The following is a 25432-nucleotide window of genomic DNA, read 5'->3' on the forward strand; positions in this document are numbered from 1 at the left end:
AAAAGAAGCTAGACGGGAGGAATGTCGCTAGGGGCATTTTCGTCAAAGCCATGCATGCGCAGCGCCCATTGGAAACCGACCACGGCGCCCTTGACCGGTTGCAGCAGCAACAGCGACGAGAGGAATGTGAAGGGCAGATAGATCGCCATCTGCAGCCAGATCGCCGGCGAATAATTGGTTTCCACCCACAGCACGACCGGTACCACGATGTGACCGACAATGACGATCACGAGATACGCGGGCAGGTCGTCGGCGCGGTGCGGCGTATAGTCGAGCCCGCAAGCGGAGCAATTGTTGTCGACCTTCAGGAACGCCCGGAACAGCTTGCCTTGGCCGCAGCGCGGACAGCGGCACATGAAGCCGCGCTTCATCGCGGTCCACAGATCGCGCTTTTCGCCTTTCACGGATTCCCTGGTCCAGACTGTCGTTGCCGGGCTCACCGTTTCCATGACTTGCCTCTCTTCGATTTGCGGGCCTTATCTCGACCAGCCTTGCTTTTACCGGACTTGCTTTCCCCAGGGTGTGGGCTACGCCCCGGACGCGTCTTCGATGACGTGACCGGCGATTTCGCACCTTCGCGCCTGCCGCCCTGTTCTCTGCCGCGCGGAATGACCTGGCCTTCAGATAGTAACTCGAACCGCAGTGCGCCAGCCACTGGTGCTGCTTCTACCAGACGTACGTCGACGACGTCCCCCAATCGGTGCATGGCACCGCTGCGTGAGCCGACGAGCGCATGGCGGGTCTCGTCATAGTTGAAATATTCCGTACCGAGCGTGCGGATCGGGATCAGCCCGTCGGCGCCGGTATCAGATAACTTCACGAACAGCCCGGCGCGGGTAACGCCGGAAATACGGCCCTGGAACGTGGCGCCGATGCGGTCGGCGAGGAAATGCGCGATCAGCCGGTCGGCGGTCTCGCGCTCGGCCTTCATGGCACGGCGTTCGGTGACCGAAATCTGGGCGGAGACCTCGCTCAGCGTTTCCAGCGTCTCGGTTTCAGGCAGTGCGCCTTCGCCAAGGCCAAGCGCACGGATCAGCGCGCGGTGCACGATCAGGTCTGCGTATCGCCTGATCGGCGAGGTGAAGTGCGCATAGCGCCGCAGGTTGAGGCCGAAATGGCCATAATTCTCCGCCGAATATTCCGCCTGCGCCTGCGAGCGCAGCACCACTTCATTGACCAGCGGCTCGTAGTCCTCGCCGCGGACCTGTCCCAGCACGCGATTGAACAGCGCCGGGCGTAACGCGCCGGCTTTTGCAAACGGCAGGTCGAGCGTCTTCAAGAACTCCTGGAGATTGTGAACCTTCTCCTGGCTCGGCTCGTCGTGCACGCGGTAGATCAGCGGCAGCGCCTTTTTCTCAAGCATTTCGGCGGCCGCGACATTGGCGAGGATCATGAACTCCTCGATCAACTTATGCGCATCCAGCCGCTCGGGCACGATGACGCGATCGACCGTGCCGTCGGGCTTCAGCAGGATTTTTCGCTCAGGAAGATCCAGATCCAATGGATCGCGCTCGTCGCGCGCGAGCTTCACCAGCGCATACGCGGCATAGAGTGGTTTGAGGATCGGCTCGAGCAGGGGACTAGTCGTGTCGTCGGGGCGGCCATCGATCGCGGCCTGCGCCTGCGCGTAGTTGAGTTTAGCGGCCGAGCGCATCAACACCCGATGAAAACTGTGCGAGCGCTTGCGGCCGTCAGCGCCGATCACCATTCGCACCGCGAGCGCGCCGCGCGGCTCGCCCGGCACCAGCGAGCACAGGTCGTTGGAAATGCGCTCGGGCAGCATCGGCACCACGCGGTCCGGGAAGTACACCGAATTGCCGCGCGTCAGCGCGTCGCGATCGAGCGCCGAAGCCGGGCGCACATAGAACGCGACATCGGCGATCGCGACATGGACGATGTAGCCGCCCTTGTTGTTCGGATCGTCGTCGGGGGCGGCATGAACCGCGTCGTCATGGTCCTTGGCATCAGGGGGATCGATGGTCACGAGCGGCAACTCGCGCCAGTCCTCGCGACCCTTGAGGGTCGCCGGCTTTGCGTCCTCGGCTTCGCGCAATGCTGATGGGGTGAAGGCCTGCGGAATGTCGTGGGCGTGGATTGCGATCAGGCTGACCGCTTTTTCGGTCGCGAGCGAGCCGAGCCGCTCCTTTACCTTGCCGGACGCCAGCCCGTAGCCGCGCGTGCGCACCAGATCGACGCTGATCAGGTCGCCATCCTCGGCGCCACCGGTGTCGGTGCTGGCGATGTTCAGTTCGCGCCCGGCCTGCTTCTTGTCGACCGGGATCATCCTTCCGCCGCCATTGGGCAGCTTCCGAAAAATACCGAGCAGGCGGGTGCGGGCGTGGTCGATGACCTTGATGACGCGCCCGCGATAGGGCGTGCCAGCGGTGTCGTCGGTCTTCTCGACGCGCAGCAGCGCGCGGTCGCCGACACCGGCGGCAGTGCCCGGTTGCGGACGACGCGGAACATGGATGCGGATCTTCGGTGCCGCGCCGAATTCCTCTTCATCCCATTCGGTGGGGGTGGCGAGCAACTCGCCGTCGGTGTCGCGGCCGGTGATGTCGGCCATCACGGTCGGCGGCAGCGCGGCGGGTTCGAGAACCTTGCGGCCGCGCTTGGCGATGGTGCCCTCGTCGGCGAGTTCGCGCAGGATTCGCTTCAGTTCGACACGATCGGCGTTCTTCAGGCCGAACTCGCGGGCGATCTCGCGGGTGCCGATCTTGCCGGGATTGGCACGGATGAAGGCAACGATGGCGTCCCGGGCCGGAAAGCCATTGTCGTGTTTTCTCTTCACTTATCCCCGGGCCTTGCCCGCGCTTTTCTTCGCAGGCGTTTTGGGTGCTGCTGCAGGCTTTGCTGCTGAGGTCTTTGCCGCGGACGCGACCGGTGCGCGCGCCTTGCTCACCGCTTCCGATTTCGGCTTAGCCGCAGCCTTCTTCACCGCCGCCTTCTTGGCCGGCTTCGGCGCGTCTGGATCAACGGGCGCTTTGGCCTTGGCGGCCTTCTTCGGTGCGGCTTTCTTCGCGCCACGCTTCGGCTTGCCGCCGCCCTTGGCGGCGCGTTCGTCGATCAGTGCAATGGCTTCGGCGAGCGTAATCGTATCCGGCGTCTTGTCGCTCGGGATGGTGGCGTTGACGCCGCCGGCGGTCACGTAAGCGCCGTAGCGGCCGTTCTTGACGGCAACGCCGCCGAGGCTCGGGTGCTCACCGATCGGCTTGCCGGGATCGGCGCCGAAGCGGCGGCCGCTCGGGCCCTTGGCGATCTTTTCGGCGATCAGCGTCACGGCGCGATTGAGGCCGATGTCAAACACCTCGTCGCCGGCTTCCAGGCTCGCATAGGTCTTTTCGTGGCGCACGAATGGGCCGAAGCGACCGATGCCGGCGGTGATCGGCTCGCCAGTCTCGGGATGCTTGCCGATCTCGCGCGGCAACGACAGCAGTTTTAGCGCAAGCTCGAGCTCCATATCGCCGGGCGAGGAGCCTTTCGGAATACCGGCGCGCTTGGGCTTTTCGCCCTCGGCATAATCCTTCTGCTCGCCGAGCTGGATGTAGGGACCGAAGCGGCCGGCCTTCACCGCGACGTCGAGATCGGTCTCGGGATCCTTGCCGAGGACGCGGTCGGCGGTGGCCTCGGAGTCGGCAGCAAGCGGACGGGTATGACGGCATTCCGGGTAGTTCGAGCAACCGACAAAGGCGCCGAACTTTCCGGCCTTCAAATTGAGTCTGCCGGTGCCGCAGGTCGGGCACTGCCGGACATCGCCGCCGTCCGCGCGGGGCGGATAGATGTGCGGTCCCAGCATGTCGTCGAGCGCATCCAGCACCTCGGAGACGCGAATATCCTTGATGTCGCTGACCGCACCGGCGAAACCGGTCCAGAATTCCTTCAGCACATCCTGCCAGGAAATCTCGTTGTTGGAGATGCGATCGAGCTGCTCTTCCAGATTGGCGGTAAAATCATATTCCACATAGCGCGCGAAGAAGTTTTCCAGGAACGCGACGACGACGCGGCCCTTGTCCTCGCCATGCAATCGCTTCTTCTCGAGCTTGACGTAGCCGCGGTCTTTCAGCACCTGCAGGATCGAGGCATAGGTCGAGGGGCGGCCGATGCCGAGCTCTTCCATCCGCTTGACCAGCGAGGCTTCCGAGAAGCGCGGCGGCGGTTCGGTGAAATGCTGGGTAACGGCGAGGTCCTGCCGCTTCAGCGCTTCGCCCTCGCTCATCGCGGGGAGGCGACGGGAATCCTCGTCTTCCTCGTCGTCGCGGCCTTCCTGATAGAGCGCGAGGAAACCGTCGAACTTCACCACCTGGCCGCTGGCGCGCAGGTCCAGCACGCGTGAGCCGGCCTTGGCCGCGATATCGACGGTGGTGCGTTCCAGTTCGGCGGATTCCATCTGGCTCGCGATGGTGCGGATCCAGATCAGTTCATAGAGCTTGGCCTGATCGGTATCGAGACGCCGGCGCATTTCGGCCGGACGGCGCGACATATCGGTCGGGCGAATCGCTTCATGCGCTTCCTGGGCGTTCTTGGCCTTGCTCTGGTACTGGCGCGGCGCCTCCGGCACATAGGCGTTGCCGTAATCCTCGCCGATCACCTTGCGGGCCTGGGTAATGGCCGAGCCGTCGATCTGCACGCCGTCGGTACGCATATAGGTAATGAGACCGGTGGTCTCGCCGCCGATATCGATGCCTTCATACAGGCGCTGCGCGATCCGCATCGTATGCGCCGGCGCAAAGCCGAGCTTGCGGCTGGCTTCCTGCTGCAGCGTCGAGGTGGTGAAGGGGGCCTGCGGATTGCGGCGGGCGGGCTTGGCTTCGACGGTCGAGACCGTGAAGTTGGCGGCCTCGATCGCCTTTTTGAGGTCTTCGGCTTCGGCGCCGGTGCCGATGTCGAGGCGCTGGATCTTCTTGCCGTCGGCGCCGACCAGCCGCGCCTCGAACGTGTCGCCGCGCGGCGTTGTCAATGTGGCCACCAGCGACCAGTATTCGCGCGGCACGAATTTCTCGATTTCGAGCTCGCGGTCGCAAACCAGCCGCAACGCGACCGATTGAACGCGGCCGGCAGAGCGGGCGCCCGGCAGCTTGCGCCACAGCACCGGCGACAGCGTGAAGCCGACCAGATAGTCCAGCGCGCGGCGCGCCATATAGGCGTCGACCAGCGCGCCATCGATCTGGCGCGGCGACTTCATCGCATCGGTCACCGCCTGCTTGGTGATGGCGTTGAACACCACGCGCTCGATCTTGTGGTCCTTCAGCGCGCGCTTTTCCTTGAGCACTTCGAGCACGTGCCAGGAGATCGCTTCGCCCTCGCGATCAGGGTCGGTTGCGAGAATCAGTCGGTCGGCGCCCTTCAGGGCCTTGGCGATATCGTTGAGCCGGCCTGCCGCCTTGGGGTCGACCTCCCAGATCATCTGGAAATTGGCGTCCGGATCGACCGATCCGTTCTTGGCGGGGAGGTCGCGGACATGGCCGAACGAGGCCAGAACCTCATAGGAGGCGCCCAAATATTTGTTGATCGTCTTGGCTTTCGCCGGCGACTCCACAATGACGATATTCATGTCATTCCAATAGCTTACGGGAAAAGATTAAGGCCGGTTCCGCGAGACTCGCGGCCGCCGTTTCGATCCGAACATGGGTGGTGAGGCGGCCCCTGTCAAATCGACAGATGAGGAGCAGGGGCCAAAAAGGGGTTTTGGACGTCCGAACTTGTATACAGGAAGTTGCGAATTGCGCCCTAGAGTTGCGCCCGCAAAGGGGTTATTTCTTGTCTATACTATATGGGATTGGGTGCATTTTTATTGAGCAAGGCAGGGGGAGGCCGGAAGCGCACCGCTTCAGGCAAGAATCGGCGAGCGCCAGCGGTTGAATCGGGAGAGGAGGGCGGCCCCGACGAGGCCGTGGCCTTCATAGCGGAGACCGTTGCCGAATTGACAAAACTCGCCGAGCGCCACCGGCTTGAGGTCCTCAGCCATTTGCTCGGGATGGCGCTGCTGGAAGCCCAGGAGCACCTGCGGCTGCGGAGCAAGCGCAAGCTGTCGTAAGCGGCGCATCTGTTCAGGCCGAAATAGACCTGAGTTTCCGTGATGACTTGGAGTCCCGCCGCGGCTTGAGCGCGGTATCGGCCGCGGTCAATAGCCGCCCATCTTGCGAATAGAGTTCGAGCTTGCGAACCGGGCGGCCCTTTTCCTTGTCGACCAGGATGGTCGCGATTTCCGCAGGGTGATCGTCGAATTCCTCGCTCCACTGGCGCAGAGCTACCAGGATCGGAAACACGCCGCGGCCTTTCGGCGTCAAAAGATATTCCTGATAGGCGCTGCCATCGGAGGCGGGGGCCAGCTTGAGAATGCCCTGATCGACCAGCGCGCGCAGTCGCACAGTGAGGATATTCTTGGCGAGCCCGAGACTTTTCTGGAATTCGCCGAAGCGGCGGCTGCCGAACAGCGCCTCGCGGATGATCAGCAGCGACCACCAGTCGCCGATCGCATCCAGCGATCGCGCGATCGGGCAATCGTCATTCTCAAAGCTGGTCCGTTTCACCATGGCCATCTCCGGAGATTCTTTGTCTGACGCGTTTTCTACCGCAGATAAGTCTACGCAATCTGCGCAAGCTTGATTGCTATGCGAACCGGACTCCACTTCGCTCGAAAAATGCTTTGGATGATCACAGCCCTGTGTAGTTGCATTATAAAACCAGATAGCCTAGATGGCAACTTAGTTTAATAATGCAACCATCGGAGGCTCCCGTGAGGCTGGCGAACAAGACGGCGTTCATTACTGGCGGAAACAGCGGCATCGGACTTGCGACGGCCAAGCTGTTCGTGGCGGAGGGGGCGCGGGTCGCCATCACCGGGCGCAACCAAGAGACGCTGGAGGCGGCCGCCAGGGAATTGGGTCCGAACGCGCTCGCGATCGTCGCCGACGCCACCGACATCGCGGCGACGGAAGCCGCCATCAAGCAGGCGGTTGCGAAGTTCGGCAAGCTCGACGTCATTTTCGCCAATGCCGGCATTGCGGGCGGCACGCCGCTTGGGTCAGCCACGTTAGAGACCTTTGAGAACGTGATCCGGACCAACATCACGGCGGTGTTCTTCACCGTGCAGGCCGCGGTGCCGCATCTCAACGACGGCGCCTCCATCATCCTGAACGGCTCGGTGATTTCAGTGCTCGGCAATCCCGGCTACTCCGCCTACGCGGCCAGCAAGGCCGGCGTGCGCGCGATGGCGCGGGTGATGGCGTCCGAACTGTCGCCGCGCAATATCCGCGTCAACGTGGTCTCGCCGGGTGCAATCCGCACCCCGATCTGGGGCGCGGCACTGGCGACCCCCGAAGCCGAAAAGGCGTTCGAGAAGCGCATCGGCGCCACCACGCCGCTCGGCCGCATCGGCGAACCCGATCACATTTCGAGGACGGTGCTGTTCCTGGCCTCCGACGATGCCGCGCATATCCAGGGTCAGGAATTGTTCGTCGACGGCGGTGCTACGGCCTCGCCAAGCGGGGCGCCGATCTATCGAGGGTGAGGCGACAATCCCCGCAATATCGAAGCCGGCCGGCGGGACGCTGGCCGGCTTCTGCGCCCTGCGGCGGATTGGCGCTGAGCCAGAACGCCCATTGAACCCTGCGTGTAACTGCTTGAGATTTCGGGGACAGGAGTTTCGTAAGCAACCATCAACCGGTGAGCCCTGTCGTGAAGACCACTGGCATCTCCTCGACCCCGGCGGAAAGTTCGGACACCGCGCAGTTTGTTTCAGTCGCGCTGTTTTCGGGTGTCGGTCTGCTTGTCTCCCTGATTGTGGTTATCCTCCGCATCAACGGCGTCTTCTGATTGGAGCGGCTGCCGTCGAGCCTGGCGACGGCAACCGCTCACGCATCAACTCAGGCTGCGTTCAGATTGCCCGCGGCTTTCAGCGCGCCGGCGACCGCTTTTTCGCGATGCTCGGGACCGACCTGGATTCCGTCGGCGGAGATGAACTCGGGATTGGCGATGCCGATGAAGCCGAACACCCAGCGCAAATAGGTCTCCAGATGCTCGCCAACGGCGGCCGGCGTGCCCGGGCCGTAAAATCCGCCGCGCGAGATCGCGACGATGACGCGCTTGTTGCCGGCCAGACCTTCGACACCCTGCGCGCTGTATTTGAACGTCTTGCCCGCGACCAAAATGCGGTCGATCCAGGCCTTGAGCTGGCTCGGAATGGTGAAATTGTACATCGGCGCGCCGAGCACGACGATGTCGGTGGCCAAAAACTCTTCGAGCACCGCCTGACCGGCGGCGAGGTCCGGCTGCAGCGACGCCTCGGGCGTGGCGCCCTGGCCCGCGGCGAGGTGCGAGCCCGACAGATGCGCCAGCGGTGTCAGGGTCAGGTCGCGGTAACTGACCTCGAGGCCGGGGGTGGATTGACGCAGGCGGTCCACGATGGCGGCGGAAACCTGGCGGCTGACGGAGTGGGGGCCGAGGACGCTGGAGTCGATATGTAGAAGCTTCATTTGGGTCACCCTTGGTATTGGTTTGTAACTGGCGCTATATGAGTGACTGTCGTAAAACCCCGCAAGAACGCACAATTTTGAAACCCGAGCACATCCATGAGACCCGAGCACATCAATGTGCCTGCCTTACCGGCCAATCCGCATGCCTCCGGCGATTGCCGCGCCGTCGCCTCGGTGCTGGCCCGCGTCGGTGACAAATGGAGCGTGTTCGTGATTATGCAGCTGATCGGCGGGCCGCAGCGCTTCAACGAACTCAAGCGCGTGATTGGCGGCATCTCGCAGCGGATGCTGACCTTGACGCTGCGCGGACTGGAGCGGGATGGCCTGGTCACGCGTACTGTTTTTCCGACCATTCCACCGCGGGTCGATTACGAACTGACCGATCTCGGCCGCGGGCTGGCGGAGCCGGTCAAGGCGCTCGGCCAATGGGCGTTCGCGCATCTGCCGGAAATCGAGGGAGCGCGCAGCAGTTTCGACGCGCGCAACGACAAGCGCTAACTTAGCGTCGTAAGTAGCACGGTACCGCTAGTCGTGACTTATCTTACTTTGCATGGGGTTGTTTTCGCGATTTTGTGTCTCAGCCCTGCCGAAGAGGCACTGCGCTTCTAAACCAGCGACACCAGCCCGCCGCCGTGGCGCTCCAGCCGTCCGGCAAGTTCGAGTTCGAGCAGCACCGATCGGACGATGGCGGGTGAGGCGTCCGACATCCGGATCAGATCGTCGAGGCTGATCGGGCTCGGTCCGAGCAGATCGACGATGCGGGCGCGCTCGCTTAGCCCCGCGTCGAAATCAAGCGGCTCGCCGTCGCGCTCGCGCAAATCAATCGCGACCGGCCGCTCCATGATCGGCGCGACCGCGTTGATGACGTCGCTGGCTTCCGTGGTCAGCGTCGCGCCCTGCTTGATCAGATCGTTGGTGCCGGCGGCGCGTGGATCGAGCGGCGAGCCGGGGACCGCAAACACCTCGCGGCCTTGTTCTGCGGCCATCCGCGCCGTGATCAACGATCCCGAGCGATGCGCGGCTTCGACCACGACGACGCCGAGCGACGCGCCGGAGATCAGGCGATTGCGGCGTGGAAAATCGCGGGCGCGGGGTACGTGGCCAAGCGGCATTTCGGAAATCGCACCGCCATGTTCGAGCAGTGCCGTCAGCAGGTTCTCATGCTCGGGCGGATAGATCCGATCATGGCCGCCGGCCAGCACCGCCACCGTGCCGCTCGCAACCGTCGCCCGATGCGCGGCCTGATCGATGCCGCGCGCCAGTCCGGAGATAACGACAAAGCCGGCGTCGCCGAGGTCGCGCGCGATCTGGCCTGCGAATTTCAATCCGGCGCCGGAGGCATTGCGCGAACCGACGATCGCAATCATCGGCCGCATCATCACCTCAGGCGCACCACGGATGCCGAGCAGCGGCGGCGCATCGTCCAGCGTGGCCAGGCGCGGCGGGTAGCCGGCTTCACCGGGCGCGACCAGAGCGACGCCGATCTTCCTGCTGGCTGCGAGTTCGCGACGCGCATCGTCCTCGCTGCAGATGCGCCCCGGTCCCGACGCACCGCCACGGCGCGCCAGATCGGGCAACCGCTCCAGCGCGGAACGGGCGCTGCCGAAATGCCGGAGGAGCGAGGCGAAGGTGCGTGGGCCGACATTGTCGGAGCGAATGAGCCGCAACCGGTCGATCCGTTCGGAATCGGTGAGGTGGGGCGCGCTGGGCGTACGGTCGTGCATGTCGGTACAGCTTTGCCCAACCGGAGATTGCAAGCAACACCTGTTCTCACGGCTGCCATGCCCGCCGATGCGTTGCCCCGTTCCGGTCCGCTCCGTAAAACCCGTTGGTCCGCCGCAGGAGGAATGTCCATGATCTCGCTCGCCGACCTTCAACGCCGTATCGCGCAGGGCGATCTCTCCGCGGCTTCAGCGATTGCCCAGTCGCTGGAGGCGATCGGCGCGCAGGAAAAGAAGATCGGTGCGTTCGTGTGCCATGACGCGAATATTCGCGCGCAAGACAACGGGCCGTTGCGCGGCATCGCCGTCGGCATCAAGGACATCATGGATACCGCTGATTTTCCGACCGAGATGGGCTCGTCGATCTACAAGGGATTTCGATCGCGCGGGGATGCGGCCGTGGTGATGGCGCTGAAGGCGGCAGGGGCCAGCATCGTCGGCAAGACCACGACGACGGCGTTCGCATCGTCAGATCCGACCGCGACGCTCAACCCGCGCAACAATGCTCACACGCCGGGTGGATCATCGGCAGGTTCGGCGGCGGCGGTCGCGGCCAGCATGATCCCGCTGGCGCTGGGCACGCAGACCGGTGGCTCGGTGATCCGGCCGGCCTCGTTCTGCGGCTGTGCCGCGATCAAGCCGTCCTACCGCCTGCTGCCGACCGTCGGCGTGAAGTGCTATTCGTGGACGCTGGATACCGTTGGTTTGTTCGCAGCCGGAGTCCGTGACGTCGCGCACGGGCTTGCGGTGACGACCGGCCGGGATGAATTCTTGCCGCTGGCGTCGGTACCGACGCCGCGTATCGGCGTCGTGACCCAGGACTTTGCCGGTGCACCGGAGGCCGAAGGCGCCGAGGCACTGCAGATCGCCGCCAGGGCTGCGGAACGGGCAGGGGCATCGGTGCGCACACTGGCGATGCCGGAGATCGTAGCCGAAGCATGGCGCCAGCATCCGACAGTGCAGGAATTCGAAGCGCATCAGGCGCTCGCGTGGGAATACCGCGTGCATTACGACGCTGTCGCGCCGAACCTGCGTGGACGGCTCGACGAAAGCAAGGGCATGCTGCCTGCCGCCTATGACGGGGCGATGCAAGTTACACGTCAGGCCAGAATCGCGCTGGCAAAAGTTTTCGAAGACGTCGACGTGCTGCTGGCCATATCGGCCCCGGGCGCAGCACCTGCGGGATTGGGCTCGACGGGCGACGCCCGCTACAACCGGCTGTGGACGTTGATGGGAACGCCCTGCGTCAACATCCCCGCGCATATCGCTGCCGGCGGCTTGCCGGTGGGCGTGCAGGTCATCGCGCACTATGGCGAGGACGCGAAGGCGCTGGCGGCGGCGCGGTTCGTCGAGGAAGCGCTGGCGCGGTGACTTGTCATTCCGGGATGGAAGGACGAGACCTCAGGTGCGCAATTGCGCACCGGGGAATCTCGAGATTCCGGGTTCTCGCTTCGCGAGCCCCGGAATGACGACAAAGATGTCGTCATTTCGCGCCGATGCGGCTCTCGGTTCCGGTCTGCAAGCGCTTGATATTTTCGCGGTGCGCGTAGAACAGCAATAGCGTCATCACCGCAAACAGCGAAGCCAGCGCCGGGTGGAGAAACCACCACAGGAACAGCGGCGTCACGAACGCCGCGATCAATGCCGACAGCGACGAGTAGCGCGTGGTGATGGCGGTCGCGATCCACATCACGCAGAACACGACGGCCGCAGGCCAGAACAGGCCGATCAGCACACCGATATAGGTCGCGACGCCTTTGCCGCCTTTGAACTTGAGCCAGACCGGATAGAGATGGCCGAGAAAGGCGCCGAATGCGGCCAGCATCGCGGCGTTGGGGCCGCCATAATAGCCGCAGACGACGACCGCGAGTGTGCCCTTGAGCGCGTCGCCGATCAGCGTCCCGGCGGCGAGGCTCTTGCGGCCGGTGCGAAGCACGTTGGTGGCGCCGATACTGCCGGAGCCGATCGAGCGCAGATCCTCGGTGCCGGCGAACTTGGTCAGCAACAGCCCGAATGGAATCGAGCCAAAGAAATAGCCCACGAAAAGCGCAACGACGAGGAATGGTTCAAACGTCATCGCGGTTGCTCCTGCCGCGGAAGTATGTCGCGCACGTCTTTTTTTGACGCGTTTTCTTGACGCGAACCGGTACTCACTTCGCTTGAAAACGCTCTGCTAGACATGTTCATAGACCGTCCGTCCGCCTACGATAGTACGGACCACGCGGCCCGAGAAGCGGGCTTCGTCGAACGGCGTATTCTTGCATTGCGATTTGAGATCGTCGCGGTCGAGCACCCAGGGTACGTCGGCATCGATCACGACGACGTCGGCAGGGGAACCGGCGCGCAGCGAGCCGCCGGCGAGGCCCAAAATCTCGGCCGGGCGCGTCGACATCGCGCGGATCAGGGTCTTGAAGTCCATCTCGCCATTGTGGATCAGCCGCAGGCCCGCCGGCAGCATGGTCTGCAGCCCAACCGCGCCGGCGGCGGCTTCCGCGAACGGCAGCCGCTTCACTTCGACGTCCTGCGGATTGTGATCGGACATCACGACGTCGATCAGGCCGGAGGCTACGGCGGCGACCAGCGCTAGACGGTCGTCCTCGGTGCGCAGCGGCGGCGACAGTTTCAGGAACGTCCGGTAGGGACCGATGTCGTTTTCGTTCAGCGTGACGTGGTTGATCGAAACCGACGCCGAAACTGCAAGTCCCGCGTCTCGCGCGCGCTTGAGGATTTCGAGCGACTCGATGCAGCTCAGTGACGCTGCGTGATAGCGGCCGCCGGTCAGCGCCACGAGGCGCATGTCGCGTTCCAGCATCACCGCCTCGGCGGCATTGGGGATCCCGACGAGGCCGAGCCTTGCGGCGAACTCGCCCTCGTTCATCACGCCTTCGCCGACCAGATCGGGGTCTTCGGTGTGGTGCACGATCAGCGCGTCGAAATCGCGCGCATAGGTCAAAGCGCGCCGCATCACCTGCGCATTGGTGACGCTGTGGGCGCCATCGGTAAAGGCGACGGCGCCGGCGGCCTTCAACAGGCCGATCTCGGTCATTTCCTCGCCGCCCATGCCCTTGGTCAGCGCCGCCATCGGGTGAATGTTGACGATCGCGGTGTCGCGCGCCCGGCGCAGCACGAAGTCGACGGTGGCCGAATTGTCGATCACCGGCGAGGTGTCAGGCTGGCAGATGATGGTGGTGATGCCGCCGGCGGCCGCCGCCTGGCTGGCGGAAGCAAAGGTTTCGCGGTGGCTGGCGCCGGGCTCGCCGACAAAGGCGCGCATGTCGATCAGCCCGGGGGCGACGACCTTGCCGGCGCAATTGACGATGTCGGTGCCTTCGGGGACGCCGGCAGCGCCAATGCCGCGCTTTGAGTCGCGGATCATGCCGTCGGCGATCAGGACGTCACCGGGGCCGTCGAAGTCGCGCGAGGGGTCGACGACGCGGGCGTTGGCCAGGAGGATGGGGCGGCGATCGGTCAGCATGTCAGGCGTTCGGCAGGTTGCGGGCGAGTGCTTCCAGCACCGCCATGCGCACCGCCACTCCCATTTCCACCTGTTCGCGTATCAGCGATTGCGCTCCATCCGCCACGAATGAGTCGATCTCGACGCCGCGGTTCATCGGGCCCGGATGCATCACCAGCGCGTCGGGCTTGGCGTAGGCGAGTTTCTTCTGGTCGAGACCGAAATAATGGAAGTACTCGCCGGACGACGGCACGAACGAGCCGTTCATGCGCTCGCGCTGCAGCCGCAGCATCATGACGATGTCGGCGCCGTTGAGGCCCTCGCGCATGTCGCGCGCGACCTCGACACCCATCCGCTCGATGCCGCGCGGCAACAGCGTGGAGGGCGCCACCACGCGGACGCGGGCGCCCATGGTGTTGAGCAGCAGGATATTGGAGCGGGCGACGCGGGAATGCATCACGTCGCCGCAGATCGCGATCACGAGGCCTTCCAGCCGGCCTTTGTTGCGGCGGATGGTCAGCGCATCCAAGAGCGCCTGGGTCGGATGTTCGTGGCTGCCGTCGCCAGCGTTGATCACGGAACCGTCAACCTTGCGCGCCAGAAGTTCCACCGCACCCGAGGCGTGGTGGCGCACCACCAGGATGTCCGGATGCATGGCATTGAGCGTGACGGCGGTATCCATCAGCGTCTCGCCCTTGCGGATCGAGGACGAAGACACCGACATGTTCATGACGTCGGCGCCGAGCCGTTTGCCGGCCAGTTCGAACGAGGATTGGGTTCGGGTCGAGGCCTCGAAGAACAGGTTCACCTGGGTGCGACCGCGCAGCGAAGTGCGCTTTTTGTCTACCTGGCGGTTGAGCTCGACATATTCCTCGGAAAGGTCGAGCAGGCCGGTAATATCGGCGGCGGAAAGCCCCTCGATTCCCAGCAGATGCCGGTGACCGAGGACGAAGGTCGATTTCGATGCAGGGGTCATTAAAACGAGAGCTATAGGCAGACTTCCCAAGCGGGGCAAGCGAGAATAGGGGGCTTGCGAGTTATCCCCCGGTCAGTCGCCGCGCAGGGTAAAGAGGGGTGCCGCAATTGCGCCGCGTTCGGCGCTCGGGGAAGGCGTCCAATGCAGAAATGGCACGTTATTTTAGCGATCGGATTAACCGGTCTTGGCCTGTCCGGGCCGCAGACTGCAAACGCGCAGGGCCTGCCGGGCGGCTTCGTCTACCTGCGCGATATCGATCCCAGCATCATCCAGGACATGCGCTACGCCACCTCGAACAACTTTGTCGGCAAGCCGCTGAGGGGGTATGACGCTGGCGAATGCGTCGTGAAGCGCGAGGTCGGCCTCGCGCTGAAGAACATCCAGCAGGAACTCGCCAGGCAAAAGCTGTCGTTGAAGATGTTCGACTGCTATCGGCCCGAACGCGCGGTCGCCGACATGGTGGCGTGGTCGAAGAACGGCAAGGAGACGCAAGCCGATCGCCGCTTTAGCCCGGCTTTCCGCAAGGCCGATTTGTTCCGCCTGGGCTATATCGCGACCCGGTCCGGACATTCAACCGGTGCCGCGCTCGATCTGACCCTGGTCGATCTGACTGCCGACAATTCCGCGAAGTTCGATTCCAGCAAGGCCTATGCCGACTGCACCGCGCCCGCCGAGGCGCGGGCGCCGGAAGGCAGCGTCGATATGGGCACCGGCTATGATTGCTCGGACGTCAAATCGCATACCGCCGCCCCCTCGATCACGCCGGCGCAGCGGAGATGGCGGAATACGCTGGTTGCCGCGATGGCCCGGCAAGGGTTTGTGAACTATTCGAAGGAGTGGTGGCACTTTTCGCTGCCGGGGGTCGGCCGGCAGGCCTATGATTTCCCGATCACGCGACGGAATTGATTCCCGGAGCAGGACCCGCCATGAGCCAGGCATCATTCGCGACCCACGAGGTCTTCAACCAGTCACCGCCGTTCGAAGATGTCGACCTGTTCGCGGTCGACCGGCCGCTTGCCGACGCCGTTGCCGCCAATGGCGGTGGCGAGGCGAGCCGTGAACTATCCGAATTCGGCAAGCATTGGGGTTCGGCGGCGATGGCGGCGCGAGGCCGTGCCGCCAATGAGAACACTCCGAAACTGCGGACCTTCGATTCCCGCGGCAACCGCCGCGACGAGGTCGAGTTTCATCCGGCCTATCACGAGCTGATGGCGCATTCGGCTCACGCCGGCGTGCACAATTCGACCTGGAGCGCTGACGGCAAGCCGGCGGGCGGTGCTTCGGAAGTGGTGCGCGCGGCCAAATTCTACATCGCCTCGCAGGTCGAGACCGGGCATCTCTGCCCGATCACCATGACGCGCGCATCGGTCGCGGCGCTGGCCGAGCAGCCTGATCTGCTGGCGGAGGTGATGCCGGTGCTTGCGACGCGTTCTTACGATCCGAGCTTTGCGCCGTGGTGGACCAAGCGCGGCATGACGGTCGGTATGGGCATGACCGAGAAGCAGGGCGGCACGGATGTGCGCTCCAATATGACGCGCGCCGAGCGTGACGGCGAGGCCTATCGCATCACCGGCCACAAATGGTTCATGTCGGCGCCGATGTGCGACGCCTTTTTGGTGTTGGCGCAGGCCGAGGGCGGCTTGAGCTGTTTCTTCATGCCGCGCTTTGCACCCGATGGCACCGTCAACGCGATCCGCTTCCAGCGTCTGAAGGACAAGCTCGGCAACCGTTCCAACGCTTCATCAGAAGTAGAATTCACAGGCGCCTATGCAGAGCGCATCGGTGACGAGGGCAAGGGCATCCGCACCATCATCCAGATGGTGCAACTGACGCGGCAGGATTGCGCGATTGCGTCCGCCGGCCTGATGCGCTCAGGCCTGGCGCATGCGCTGCACCACGCAAGGCACCGCAGCGTGTTCCAGAAGCATCTCGCCGATCAGCCGCTGATGCAGGCGGTGCTGTCGGACATGGCGCTGCATGTCGAAGCCTCGATCGCGCTGGTCATGCGCCTGTGCCGGGCGTTCGACCGGGCGCCGTCAGACGCCAAAGAGGCCGCCTATATGCGGCTTCTGACGCCGGCGATCAAATACTGGGTCTGCAAGAGCGCGCCGGGCTTTTTGTATGAGGCGATGGAATGCCTCGGCGGCAACGGCTACGTCGAGGAGGGGATTTTGGCGCGGCATTACCGGGAGTCACCGGTCAACGCGATCTGGGAAGGGTCAGGCAATGTGATGTGCCTCGACGTGCTCCGGGCGCTGTCACGCGAGGCCGATGCGGCATCGGCGGTCCTGCACGAGCTCACCGGCGAAACGCTGGGTCTGCCGGGGGCCGGCGAGGCGGTCAGCTTTATCGGCAAGGCATTCCGCCGGCCGGACAGCGAACGGGTGGCGCGGCTGGCGGTCGAAAAACTCGCGCTGCTTGCGGCCGCAGCGGCTCTCAACGCGGTATCGCCACGGCATGCGGAACTGTTTGCCGCCACGCGTCTTGCCGGGAATCACGCCAGCATGTACGGCGCGGTCGATCTTGCTAGCGCCGACGTCGCTGGTCTGCTGGAACGGGCGCTGCCCTGAAAGTCAGTTGATGGATTCGCTCAGCCTCCCGCAACCGCCCCCTCCCGTCGCGTCCGCCCTGCGTCCGCCCCGGATCTGGAAGTTCTGGGGCACGGCGCTGTGGGGGCTGTTCATCTTTGCCGGGTTGTTCGTCGGCCAGGCTGCGGTGATCGCCTATTTTGTGTTGCGGCAGGGGTCGTGGGATCTCGCCGCGGCGATCCATGTCGTCGGCGCCGGGCTGACGATCTCGCTGTCCGTCATCATGGGAATGCCTGCGGTGCTGCTCGCGGCCTGGGTCGCGACGCGCGCCTCGCGCACGCCATTTGTTGACTATCTCGCGCTGCGCTGGACCACGTGGCAGAATTTTTTGATCGGTGCGGTCTCACTGGCCGTGCTGGTCGGCGGCTGGGATTTGCTGTCACGCGCTCTGGGGCGCGAAATAACGCCTGGCTTTATGGGCGATGTGCTGAAGTCGGCGCAGACCGACGGCGCGCTGTGGCTGCTCGTGATCGCGTTCTGCGTCGCTGCGCCGATCTCGGAGGAAATCATGGCGCGCGGCTTTCTCTACCGAGGCTGGTCGGAATCGCGCCTCGGAGTGCCCGGCGCCATCTTCCTGTCGTCGCTGGTTTGGACTTCGATGCACCTGCAGTACAGCTGGTTCTTCTTCGGTGAGGTGTTCACCATCGGTCTGCTGCTCGGCTATTTCCGCTACCGCACCGGTTCGACTTGGCTGACCATCGTGCTGCACGGTCTCAACAACACGGCGGCGACGATTCAAACGTTCTGGCTCGCCGGGCAGTAACGAACCTGACGCGGCGCCTTCGGGCCGATCTTCGGACGTCTGCGGCGACGCGTTTGCATACTTCTGATCTCACCCGACCAATGCGATCGCGATTGGCATCGTGATCGCCGCCAGAATGGTTTGCAGCGTGATGATCTGCGCCAGCAAGGGCGCATCGCCGCCCATCTGCCGGGCCAGCACATAGGCGCTGGATGAGGCCGGCACCGCCGCGCACGCGGTGACGATCGCCAGGTTCGAGCCGGACAGGCCGAACCACAGCGCCAGCGCGACGGCGATCACCGGCATCAGCACCAGCTTGAGGAACACCGCGACCGACGCCGCAAGGCTCGGGCGGAACATTCCGTTGAGATGCAGGCCGGCGCCGGTCACCAGCAGGCCGATCGCCAGCGAGGATCGGCCGAGCGCGTCGGCGACGTCATGCCAGAGCTTGGGCAGGGGAAGGTGGGTGACGTTGATCAGGAGCCCGATCACGCAGGCCCAAATCAGGGGATTGCGCACGACCGTCATGGCGATCGATCCGACCGATTGTTTTTCGGTCGAGGCGTACTGCGCGAGCACGCTGACGCTGAACACGTTGACCAGGGGAATGATGGCGACCATCGCCACCGACGCCAGCGCCAGCCCGGCATCGCCGAACAGGCTGCCAGAGACGGCCAGCGCCACATAGGTCTGCCAGCGGATGGCGCCCTGGAAGATCGAGGTGAAGGCGGGCCCATCGACCGCGCTGCGGGCGAGCAGGGGCTGCAGCGCCAGGCACAGCAGCGACATCAGCAGCGCCGACAGCAGCAGCGCGCCGCCGACGCCCGCGACGGGGACCTTGCTGAGGTCGGCCTTCACCAGCGTCTGGATCAGGAGCACCGGAAACAGCACGTAATAGGTCAGCCGCTCCAGCCCGTGCCACTGCGTCTCCAGCCGCAACAACGTCCGCTTCAGGATGAAGCCGAGCACGATCAGCAAGAACACCGGCAGCAGCGCCGCGACCACCACCGCCATCTTCAGCGCTCGCCGCGCAGGGTGGCGAGCCGGTCGAGCGCGCCCTGCAGGATGAAGATCGCGGCATGCTCGTCGATCACTTCGGCGCGGCGGGCCCGGCTGACGTCCATCCCGATCAATTCGCGCTCGACAGCGGCCGTTGAGAGCCGCTCATCCCAAAACGCGATTGCGAGGTCGGTAAGTTTGGAAAAATTGCGCGCAAAGGCGCGGGTCGATTGCGCGCGCGGACCCTCGGTGCCGTCCATGTTGATGGGCAGGCCGAGGATGAAGCCGACCGCGTTGCGCTCGCCGGCAAGGACGAGCAGCCGCGCCGCGTCGGCCTTGAAGGCCTTGCGCTGGATGGTTTCAACACCGGTCGCCAGCCTGCGATCGGCATTGGAAACCGCGACGCCGATGGTCTTGGTGCCGAGATCGAGGCCGATTAGCGCGCCGCGCTCGGGCCAATGCGTGACCGCTTCGATCAGAGGGAGGATAGGGGCGGGCATGGACCCGCATAACACGCAGCTAGTCTGACATGCAAAGCCGGAAGCGGCGTGGCGTCCATGCGAGAACGCCACGCCACCTATCGAAGTCGTCTCAGCGGATCGCCACAGGGTTGATCATGCTCTGCACGCCGCCCTTGAAGCGGGGATGGCCGAGCACGAACAGGAACTCATAGGCCTTGTCCTTGGCGAGTTCGGCGGTGTCCATATTTTCGAGGATGTAAGTCCCGCTCATCGGCAGCAGGATTTGGTGCACCTCGAAGATGTTCTTGGTCTCGAACGGGACCGCTTCGAGACCCCAGGTATCGGCGCCGACCGCGACCACGCCCTTACCGACGAGGTATTTTGCTCCTTCGACGCCCAGGCCGGGTTCGCCGGCGCCAAAGCGCTTGTCGTCCTTGCCGATCAGGCTGAGCCAACCGGTGTGGAAGATCACGACGTCGCCCTGACGGATTTCGACGCCCTGCTTCTTGGCGACTTCCTCGATCTCCTTGACGTTGAAGGCGGTGCCTTCCTTGACCACGTCGGTGCCGTAGTGGGCGGCCATGTCGAGCAGCACGCCACGGGTCACCATCGGCGGGATTTTTTCGACGCCAAGTTTCTTCAGGCCGGTGGGATCGGCGAAATCGGCGAGCTTGTTGTTATTGTAATAGACGTGCTCGACGCCGATATGGCCGAGACCGTCGAGTTGGCTGCCGACGCCGACCCAGCCTTCGATGATGTCGTCATTATAGGTGGTCTTGGTGGGCCCGAGGCCCGGGATGCCCGCCTGGCCGGGTTGCACGACGGTGATCTTGAAGGCGCGCGGCGGGTAGGCCGGCGTCTTGGTATCGACGGGAATGCCAAGCGCGTAGGTCTTACCGGTCTTGACGAGGCCGGCCGCCTTAACAACCAGCTCCGGGGTCATATAGTTGGCGGCGCCGATCTCGTCGTTCGGTCCCCATTTCGATTTCGTCCAGTCTTGAGCGCTTGCCGTTGCAACCGTTCCCAACAAGGCAGCCGAACAGCACAGCACGAACGCGTGGCGCATCGCAGATCCTCCCAGAGTTGACGTTATGGTTCTTGGTAGTCAGCGTCTCATACTAACGTAGTAGTGCGCGACGATCCAAATATTTTGATGTGGCTTTTCGCTATGGGCGCACAGCGCGGCCCGAATTTCCTTGTTACAGAAATGTGGCAACGAAATTTCGCATAGCGAAACGGCGCGACGAGGCAACGGATGGATGCACTGCAATTGTTCGGCTTGTTCGCGGTAACGGCGATGCTCATCTGCTACGCGCTTGAAGACCGCGGCCACTGGTACATCCTCGGCTTCGCCGGAGCATGTGCGCTCGGCTCGGCCTACGGGTTTTTGCAGGGCGCCTGGCCGTTCGGACTGGTCGAGGCCATCTGGGCCGTTGTTGCGCTGCGGCGCTGGCGCGTCAGGCGGCAGCTGATGGCATAGGCCGTTCCGTCATGTCGCCGTTGAATGGCCGCTGACCCGAAGCGTCTGACGTCAGTAACATTGCAATGATCACCCGCGCCTCTTCAAAGCGCCGGGCGCGCAAGGCGTCCCGATGGATCCAAACATAGAGGTTGCCGACATCACCCCACATCATGCCGGCACGATCGTCGGATGCGATTTGCAGCAGCAGCCAGTTCGCCGCGTCGGATTTCAACGGCTCGGCTGACTTCGAATTCCACGCGCTGAGGTCGAGCCCCTTGCTGACGAGCGCGCATGCGGTTTGCATGTTGCCCTGAATCTGCAGCGGATGCCCCCCGAAGCGGTGATCATGACCGTCCCGGGTGACGTCGTACCACCAGGCTTCCACGGTCTGCTCCGCCTTGGCCTTGATCTCGCAGGCATTCCATTCGGGCGAGCCGAAATAGGGAGGCCACACGCCGGCATGAAGCGCGCACCGCTGCGGCCGAAAACTGGCGGTCCGCTTGTGAGCCGATAATTCGGACGGCGGGCTTGCTCGCCTTAAGGAATTGGTGGGCGTCAGATCATAGATCAGCCGGGCCCCCGTGATGTCTGCCGGTCGATCGCCCCCGGGCCGATGGTCGGTGTCGTAAAAAAGCAAAAGCCGCCCGTCGCGCGGGATGTCCGGGTCGATGGGTCCCGTAGACCAGACGTCGGCCAAGTCGACCTGTGCGATGAACTGGAGCGGCGCCGGCTCCGCGGTCCGCCGCGCATCCTCCACAAGAAAATCGAGATTGAAATCGACCTTCGCGGAATCGGCTGCGTAGCCTTCGAACGCGCTGGGCAACAGCTTGCGAAACTCTTCGAGCGTCTCGGCCTGAGGGCGGCCATGTCCTGCGGATTGAAGAGCGTCACGCCAGCCTGCATCTCTTCGACCCGCTGCTCATGATCGGGATACGGCGGACGCCAGGGCCATGGCATCGTGACTGGAAGGTCTGGCGTTCCGCCTATCTTGGTTGCGCCCAAGGTAATCTCGACTTCGTCGTCGGCCGGTGCGGTTTCGAGCCAGATGTACGGCTTCGACCTTGCGGCCAGGGCCATTGCGTCAGCGGCACGGACCCCCGCCGCGCGCAGCGAGCCATCATCTCGGCTGCGGTCCTGAATAGCTTTCGCATCGCGGTCGCATCATGTCTCACGAGATTTCGTGAAACGGTAGACGACAGATCCGCGGACCAGGTTCGATCTCAGGCGGCAATGACCTCGCCATTATTGTTCAGGCAGGCGGTAAAGCCTTGCAGCGCGCTATATTGGTGGGCGCTGCGGCGCTGGATGAACAGGGTGTCGACAACAGACTGAGCGGCCTTCAGCTTGTGGATGTTGACGGTCTCGTTTTTTCCGACAACGGCACGCGGCAGCAGCGTCACGCCCATGTCCGCGGCGACGCAGCCGATCATGCCGTCGAGCGTGCCGAGCTCGAACCGCGCCGAAGACGGCCAGCCGAACTCCGAGAAAACCTGTTCGAGCCGCTGCCGATAGCTGCAGCCGGTGCGGAAGACCAGGGCGGTCGGCCCCGATTCTGGCGTGCCCGCGCGCAAAGCGGCTAGACTTGCCCAGCGCCTCGACGTCACGAGCACGAGTTCTTCCGTGAAAGCGATTGTCGAACTGAGGTCGGCGTGATCGATCGGACCGGCCACAAAGGCGCCGTCAAGCGATCCGTCAAGCACGGCTGCAACCAGGTCTGCGGTCGGCGAGGTGCGCAGGCTCAAGCGCACCGCCGGAAAGCGGCGGTGGAATTCGGCGAGCAGGGAAGGCAGCCGCACCGCGGCTGTTGTCTCCATCGAGCCGATCGACAGCGGCCCCTTTGGCTCGCCATCGTCGCGCGCGGCCAGCACGGCTTCGCGTGACAAGGCGGCCATCCGCTGCGCATAGGGAAGCAGGCGGCGGCCGGCGCCGGTCAATGTCATGCCGCGGCTATGCCGCTCGAACAGTGCGGTGCCGATCTCGGTCTCCAGTGCTTTGACGCGCTGGGTGACATTGGATTGCACGGTGTTGAGTTCGTCCGCGGCGCGGGTGATGCCGCCGAGGCGCGCCACCGTCGAAAATGTCACGAGATCGCTCAATTCCATGGACCGCTCTCCGTTTCATGGTAGCGATGGCAGCATTCTATAGTATTCATTTTATGAGAATGATACGTCGGCTTATCGTGTCTGTCCAGATTAGAAGGGTTTGGACATGTCGATCAGCACGCCCTTGACGGCTCTCCTTGGCATCACGCATCCGATCCTGTCGGCGCCGATGGACGTGATCGCCGGTGCGCGGCTGACGGCGGCGGTCAGCGCCGCGGGCGGTTTTGGCATTTTGGGTGGTGGCTATGGCGATCAGGCCTGGCTGGAGCAGGAGACCGCCAAGCTCAAAAGCGTACCCGACCCCTTTGGCATCGGCTTCATCACCTGGAGTCTCGCCAAGCGGCCGGAGCTGATGGACATCGCGCTCGCGGCGCGGCCGCGCGCGATCATGCTCTCGTTCGGCGATCCAAAACCCTTTGCGACCAAGATCAAGGCCAGCGGCGCGCTGCTGATCTGCCAGGTGCAGGACGAGGGCATGGCGCTGATGGCACTAGACGCCGGTGCCGACCTGCTGATTGCACAAGGCAGCGAGGCCGGCGGACACGGTGCCTCCCGCACCACCATCGACATCGTGCCGGCGATTGTCGATCTCGTGGCGGGCCGGGTGCCGGTTGCGGCGGCGGGCGGCATCGGTGACGGCCGCGGGCTGGCGGCGATGATGATGCTGGGAGCGTCCGGTGTACTGCTCGGCACGCGCTTTTACGCCAGCCAGGAATGCGACGGCGCCGATGAAGCCAAAAAGCGCATCTGTAACGCGACCAGCGGCAGCAGCATCAGGAGTATCATCTTCGATATTTCCCGGAACAATGTCTGGCCGGCACCGTTCAACGGCCGCTGCCTGATCAATGATCACGCGCGCCGCTGGATCGGGCGCGAGGTCGAACTGATGCAGAATGTCTCCGCTGTCACGGCCGAATATGCCGCCGCGAGAGCCGCCGGAAATTACGACGTCGCTGCTGTGATCGCCGGTGAGGCCGTCGGCCTTATTCATGACATTCCGCCGGCGGCCGTGATCGTTGACAGGATCGTCGGCGAGGCCGATCAGCTCCTGGCTGGACGGCGCAACTCTTCCGCACCAACAAGAGCCTGATTCAACTCATTCAAGCGAGCAGACCCATGTGGCCAGACCGCCGACTTCTCGATCTCTTCAAGACCGAATTTCCGATCGTGCTGGCGCCAATGGCCGGCGTGATGGACCAGGAGCTGGCAATCGCGGCGGCCCAGGGTGGCGCGCTGGGTTCGCTGCCATGCGCGATGATCACGGCGGAGAAGGCGCGTGAACAGATCAACATCATGCGCCAGCGCGTCTCCGCGCCGATCAACCTGAATTTCTTCTGCCACGCGCCGGTCGTGGCCGATCCCGCGCGCGAAGCCGGATGGAAGGCGCGGCTCGCCCCCTATTACAAGGAGCTGGGCCTCGATCCCGCGGCGCCGGCCGCTGCCGCCAATCGCGCGCCTTTCGATGAGGCGATGTGCGCGCTGGTCGAGGAGATGAATCCGGAAGTGGTCAGCTTCCATTTCGGCCTGCCGGATGCCGCACTGGTGAAGCGCGTCAAGGCGACCGGCGCCATCGTGATGTCGTCAGCCACGATCGTGAAAGAGGCGATCTGGCTCGAGGAGCACGGCGCCGACGTCATCATTGCGCAAGGCGCCGAAGCCGGCGGCCATCGCGGCATGTTCCTGACCGAGAATATCGCCCAGCAGCCGGGCACCTTCGCGCTAGTGCCGCAGGTCGTCGACGCCGTGAAGGTGCCTGTCATCGCGGCCGGTGGCATTGCCGACGGGCGCGGCATCGCGGCGGCCTTTGCGCTTGGAGCTGCGGGCGTCCAGATCGGCACGGCCTATCTGCGCTGCCCGGAATCGAAGGTGACCGCGCCGGCGCGGATAGCGCTTGCCCAGGCGAGTGATGACGCCACCGTGATTACCAACGTCATGACCGGACGGCCCGCGCGCGGCGTCGCCAACCGCGTGATGCGCGAGGTCGGACCGATTTGCCCGGATGCGCCTGATTTTCCGCACGCTGCGACCGCACTCGGTCCGCTGAAGGCGGGCGCCGAAAAGCTCGGCAAGGTCGATTTCACCAATCTCTGGGCCGGGCAGGCGGTGCGGATGGGCCGCGAGATGCCGGCCGCAGAACTGACGCGGGCGCTGGCGGGCGCGGCGTTGGTTAGGCTGAGTTCGCTGGCTTAGTGTTCGGCGGCTACCGGGGTCATGGTGCTAATGCGCCGGCTCGTCGCGTTTGATGACGTCCAGGTGCTCGACGGCGAGCGATCGATAATGCGCAGCCATCTCTTTGTAGTGACGTTGCGAGATGGGATCGGTGGCGCTTTCTGCGCGCCGCTCGAACATCTCGGCTTTTTCCTGAAGTTCTTTCGCTTTGGACATGGCGTTGCCTCACGTTCGTCAGGCCAGACACGCCAGATATAGGATCGGGGCGCCAAGCACGCCACCGA

The 25432-nt window shown here is 64.2% G+C and carries 26 protein-coding genes; 11 read left to right on the forward strand and 15 right to left on the reverse strand.

The window, feature by feature from the left end; translation table 11 throughout:
- Positions 1–8: 8 nt before the first annotated feature.
- The 3 genes from JQ609_RS05460 to topA are packed head-to-tail and all read right to left on the reverse strand — an operon-like array spanning position 9 to position 5551.
- Positions 9–449, reverse strand: coding sequence for a DUF983 domain-containing protein (locus tag JQ609_RS05460; RefSeq protein ID WP_212272275.1), 441 nt, complete (start codon positions 447–449; stop codon positions 9–11).
- The gene (gene rnr / locus JQ609_RS05465; protein ID WP_212272276.1) at positions 437–2791 is read right to left on the reverse strand and encodes a ribonuclease R; all 2355 of its coding nucleotides are present in this window, start codon (positions 2789–2791) and stop codon (positions 437–439) included. Before rnr ends, JQ609_RS05460 begins: the two co-directional genes overlap by 13 nt.
- A complete protein-coding gene (topA, locus tag JQ609_RS05470; protein ID WP_212272277.1) occupies positions 2792–5551 on the reverse strand; it encodes a type I DNA topoisomerase in 2760 nt (919 codons plus the stop codon).
- Positions 5552–5890: 339 nt separating this feature from the next.
- Here topA and JQ609_RS05475 point away from each other — a divergent pair, with 339 nt between their 5' ends.
- A complete protein-coding gene (locus tag JQ609_RS05475) occupies positions 5891–6034 on the forward strand; it encodes a hypothetical protein (RefSeq protein ID WP_192733705.1) in 144 nt (47 codons plus the stop codon).
- A gap of 13 nt (positions 6035–6047) precedes the next feature.
- Here JQ609_RS05475 and JQ609_RS05480 read toward each other — a convergent pair whose 3' ends face one another.
- Positions 6048–6533, reverse strand: coding sequence for a helix-turn-helix domain-containing protein (locus JQ609_RS05480; RefSeq protein WP_212212328.1), 486 nt, complete (start codon positions 6531–6533; stop codon positions 6048–6050).
- Positions 6534–6736: 203 nt separating this feature from the next.
- Between JQ609_RS05480 and JQ609_RS05485 the strand changes: the two genes are divergently transcribed.
- Both JQ609_RS05485 and JQ609_RS05490 read left to right on the forward strand, forming a co-directional pair.
- Entirely contained in the window at positions 6737–7510 is a 774-nt protein-coding gene (locus JQ609_RS05485) for an SDR family NAD(P)-dependent oxidoreductase (RefSeq protein ID WP_212272278.1), read from the forward strand.
- Between the two features lie 167 nt (positions 7511–7677).
- Positions 7678–7815, forward strand: a complete 138-nt coding sequence (locus tag JQ609_RS05490; protein WP_212272318.1) for a hypothetical protein — start codon at positions 7678–7680, stop codon at positions 7813–7815.
- Positions 7816–7865: 50 nt separating this feature from the next.
- On the opposite strand, the gene JQ609_RS05495 is transcribed toward JQ609_RS05490, so the two are convergent.
- Positions 7866–8474: an FMN-dependent NADH-azoreductase gene (locus JQ609_RS05495; RefSeq protein ID WP_212272279.1), complete on the reverse strand. Its 609-nt coding sequence runs from the start codon at positions 8472–8474 to the stop codon at positions 7866–7868.
- Between the two features lie 96 nt (positions 8475–8570).
- On the opposite strand from JQ609_RS05495, the gene JQ609_RS05500 reads away from it, so the two are divergent.
- Positions 8571–8972, forward strand: a complete 402-nt coding sequence (locus JQ609_RS05500) for a helix-turn-helix domain-containing protein (protein WP_212212319.1) — start codon at positions 8571–8573, stop codon at positions 8970–8972.
- A gap of 107 nt (positions 8973–9079) precedes the next feature.
- Here the strand turns inward: JQ609_RS05500 and dprA are convergent, their stop codons facing one another.
- Entirely contained in the window at positions 9080–10198 is a 1119-nt protein-coding gene (dprA, locus tag JQ609_RS05505; protein ID WP_212272280.1) for a DNA-processing protein DprA, read from the reverse strand.
- A gap of 129 nt (positions 10199–10327) precedes the next feature.
- Between dprA and JQ609_RS05510 the strand changes: the two genes are divergently transcribed.
- Positions 10328–11566: an amidase gene (locus tag JQ609_RS05510; protein WP_212272281.1), complete on the forward strand. Its 1239-nt coding sequence runs from the start codon at positions 10328–10330 to the stop codon at positions 11564–11566.
- Positions 11567–11678: 112 nt separating this feature from the next.
- Here the strand turns inward: JQ609_RS05510 and plsY are convergent, their stop codons facing one another.
- The 3 genes from plsY to JQ609_RS05525 form a co-directional block, all read right to left on the reverse strand.
- Entirely contained in the window at positions 11679–12272 is a 594-nt protein-coding gene (gene plsY / locus JQ609_RS05515; RefSeq protein ID WP_212272282.1) for a glycerol-3-phosphate 1-O-acyltransferase PlsY, read from the reverse strand.
- Between the two features lie 96 nt (positions 12273–12368).
- Complete coding sequence (locus JQ609_RS05520; protein ID WP_212272283.1) at positions 12369–13670, reverse strand: dihydroorotase; 1302 nt, start codon at positions 13668–13670, stop codon at positions 12369–12371.
- A gap of 1 nt (position 13671) precedes the next feature.
- Positions 13672–14625 carry an aspartate carbamoyltransferase catalytic subunit gene (locus JQ609_RS05525; RefSeq protein ID WP_192733697.1) on the reverse strand — a complete coding sequence of 318 codons (954 nt, stop codon included), beginning with the start codon at positions 14623–14625 and terminating at the stop codon, positions 13672–13674.
- A 141-nt stretch (positions 14626–14766) separates the two neighbouring features.
- Between JQ609_RS05525 and JQ609_RS05530 the strand changes: the two genes are divergently transcribed.
- Genes JQ609_RS05530 through JQ609_RS05540 form a run of 3 tightly spaced genes read left to right on the forward strand, consistent with a single transcriptional unit; the run spans position 14767 to position 17976 of the window.
- Positions 14767–15531 carry a M15 family metallopeptidase gene (locus JQ609_RS05530; protein ID WP_212272284.1) on the forward strand — a complete coding sequence of 255 codons (765 nt, stop codon included), beginning with the start codon at positions 14767–14769 and terminating at the stop codon, positions 15529–15531.
- 20 nt (positions 15532–15551) lie between these two features.
- A complete protein-coding gene (locus JQ609_RS05535; RefSeq protein ID WP_212272285.1) occupies positions 15552–17195 on the forward strand; it encodes an isovaleryl-CoA dehydrogenase in 1644 nt (547 codons plus the stop codon).
- A 10-nt stretch (positions 17196–17205) separates the two neighbouring features.
- Complete coding sequence (locus JQ609_RS05540; protein WP_212212285.1) at positions 17206–17976, forward strand: CPBP family intramembrane glutamic endopeptidase; 771 nt, start codon at positions 17206–17208, stop codon at positions 17974–17976.
- A gap of 69 nt (positions 17977–18045) precedes the next feature.
- Here the strand turns inward: JQ609_RS05540 and JQ609_RS05545 are convergent, their stop codons facing one another.
- From JQ609_RS05545 to JQ609_RS05555, 3 genes are all read right to left on the reverse strand, one after another.
- Positions 18046–18969, reverse strand: coding sequence for an AEC family transporter (locus tag JQ609_RS05545; RefSeq protein ID WP_212272286.1), 924 nt, complete (start codon positions 18967–18969; stop codon positions 18046–18048).
- A gap of 2 nt (positions 18970–18971) precedes the next feature.
- Entirely contained in the window at positions 18972–19454 is a 483-nt protein-coding gene (gene ruvX, locus JQ609_RS05550) for a Holliday junction resolvase RuvX (RefSeq protein ID WP_212272287.1), read from the reverse strand.
- Positions 19455–19545: 91 nt separating this feature from the next.
- The gene (locus JQ609_RS05555; protein WP_212272288.1) at positions 19546–20481 is read right to left on the reverse strand and encodes a cyclase family protein; all 936 of its coding nucleotides are present in this window, start codon (positions 20479–20481) and stop codon (positions 19546–19548) included.
- A 189-nt stretch (positions 20482–20670) separates the two neighbouring features.
- On the opposite strand from JQ609_RS05555, the gene JQ609_RS05560 reads away from it, so the two are divergent.
- A complete protein-coding gene (locus JQ609_RS05560) occupies positions 20671–20895 on the forward strand; it encodes a hypothetical protein (RefSeq protein WP_212272289.1) in 225 nt (74 codons plus the stop codon).
- Here JQ609_RS05560 and JQ609_RS05565 read toward each other — a convergent pair.
- Complete coding sequence (locus JQ609_RS05565) at positions 20873–21700, reverse strand: DUF1963 domain-containing protein (RefSeq protein ID WP_212272290.1); 828 nt, start codon at positions 21698–21700, stop codon at positions 20873–20875. The genes JQ609_RS05560 and JQ609_RS05565 overlap by 23 nt on opposite strands.
- A 397-nt stretch (positions 21701–22097) precedes the next feature.
- Positions 22098–22979, reverse strand: coding sequence for a LysR family transcriptional regulator (locus tag JQ609_RS05570; protein WP_212212271.1), 882 nt, complete (start codon positions 22977–22979; stop codon positions 22098–22100).
- Between the two features lie 106 nt (positions 22980–23085).
- Here JQ609_RS05570 and JQ609_RS05575 point away from each other — a divergent pair, with 106 nt between their 5' ends.
- Together JQ609_RS05575 and JQ609_RS05580 are read left to right on the forward strand one after the other, a co-directional pair.
- Positions 23086–24069, forward strand: a complete 984-nt coding sequence (locus JQ609_RS05575; RefSeq protein WP_212272291.1) for a nitronate monooxygenase family protein — start codon at positions 23086–23088, stop codon at positions 24067–24069.
- A 26-nt stretch (positions 24070–24095) separates the two neighbouring features.
- Positions 24096–25169 carry a nitronate monooxygenase family protein gene (locus tag JQ609_RS05580; RefSeq protein WP_212272292.1) on the forward strand — a complete coding sequence of 358 codons (1074 nt, stop codon included), beginning with the start codon at positions 24096–24098 and terminating at the stop codon, positions 25167–25169.
- A gap of 27 nt (positions 25170–25196) precedes the next feature.
- On the opposite strand, the gene JQ609_RS05585 is transcribed toward JQ609_RS05580, so the two are convergent.
- Complete coding sequence (locus JQ609_RS05585) at positions 25197–25364, reverse strand: hypothetical protein (RefSeq protein WP_212272293.1); 168 nt, start codon at positions 25362–25364, stop codon at positions 25197–25199.
- Positions 25365–25432: the final 68 nt, after the last annotated feature.

This window comes from Bradyrhizobium sp. AUGA SZCCT0169 (genome assembly GCF_018130085.1).
Classification (GTDB): Bacteria; Pseudomonadota; Alphaproteobacteria; order Rhizobiales; family Xanthobacteraceae; genus Bradyrhizobium.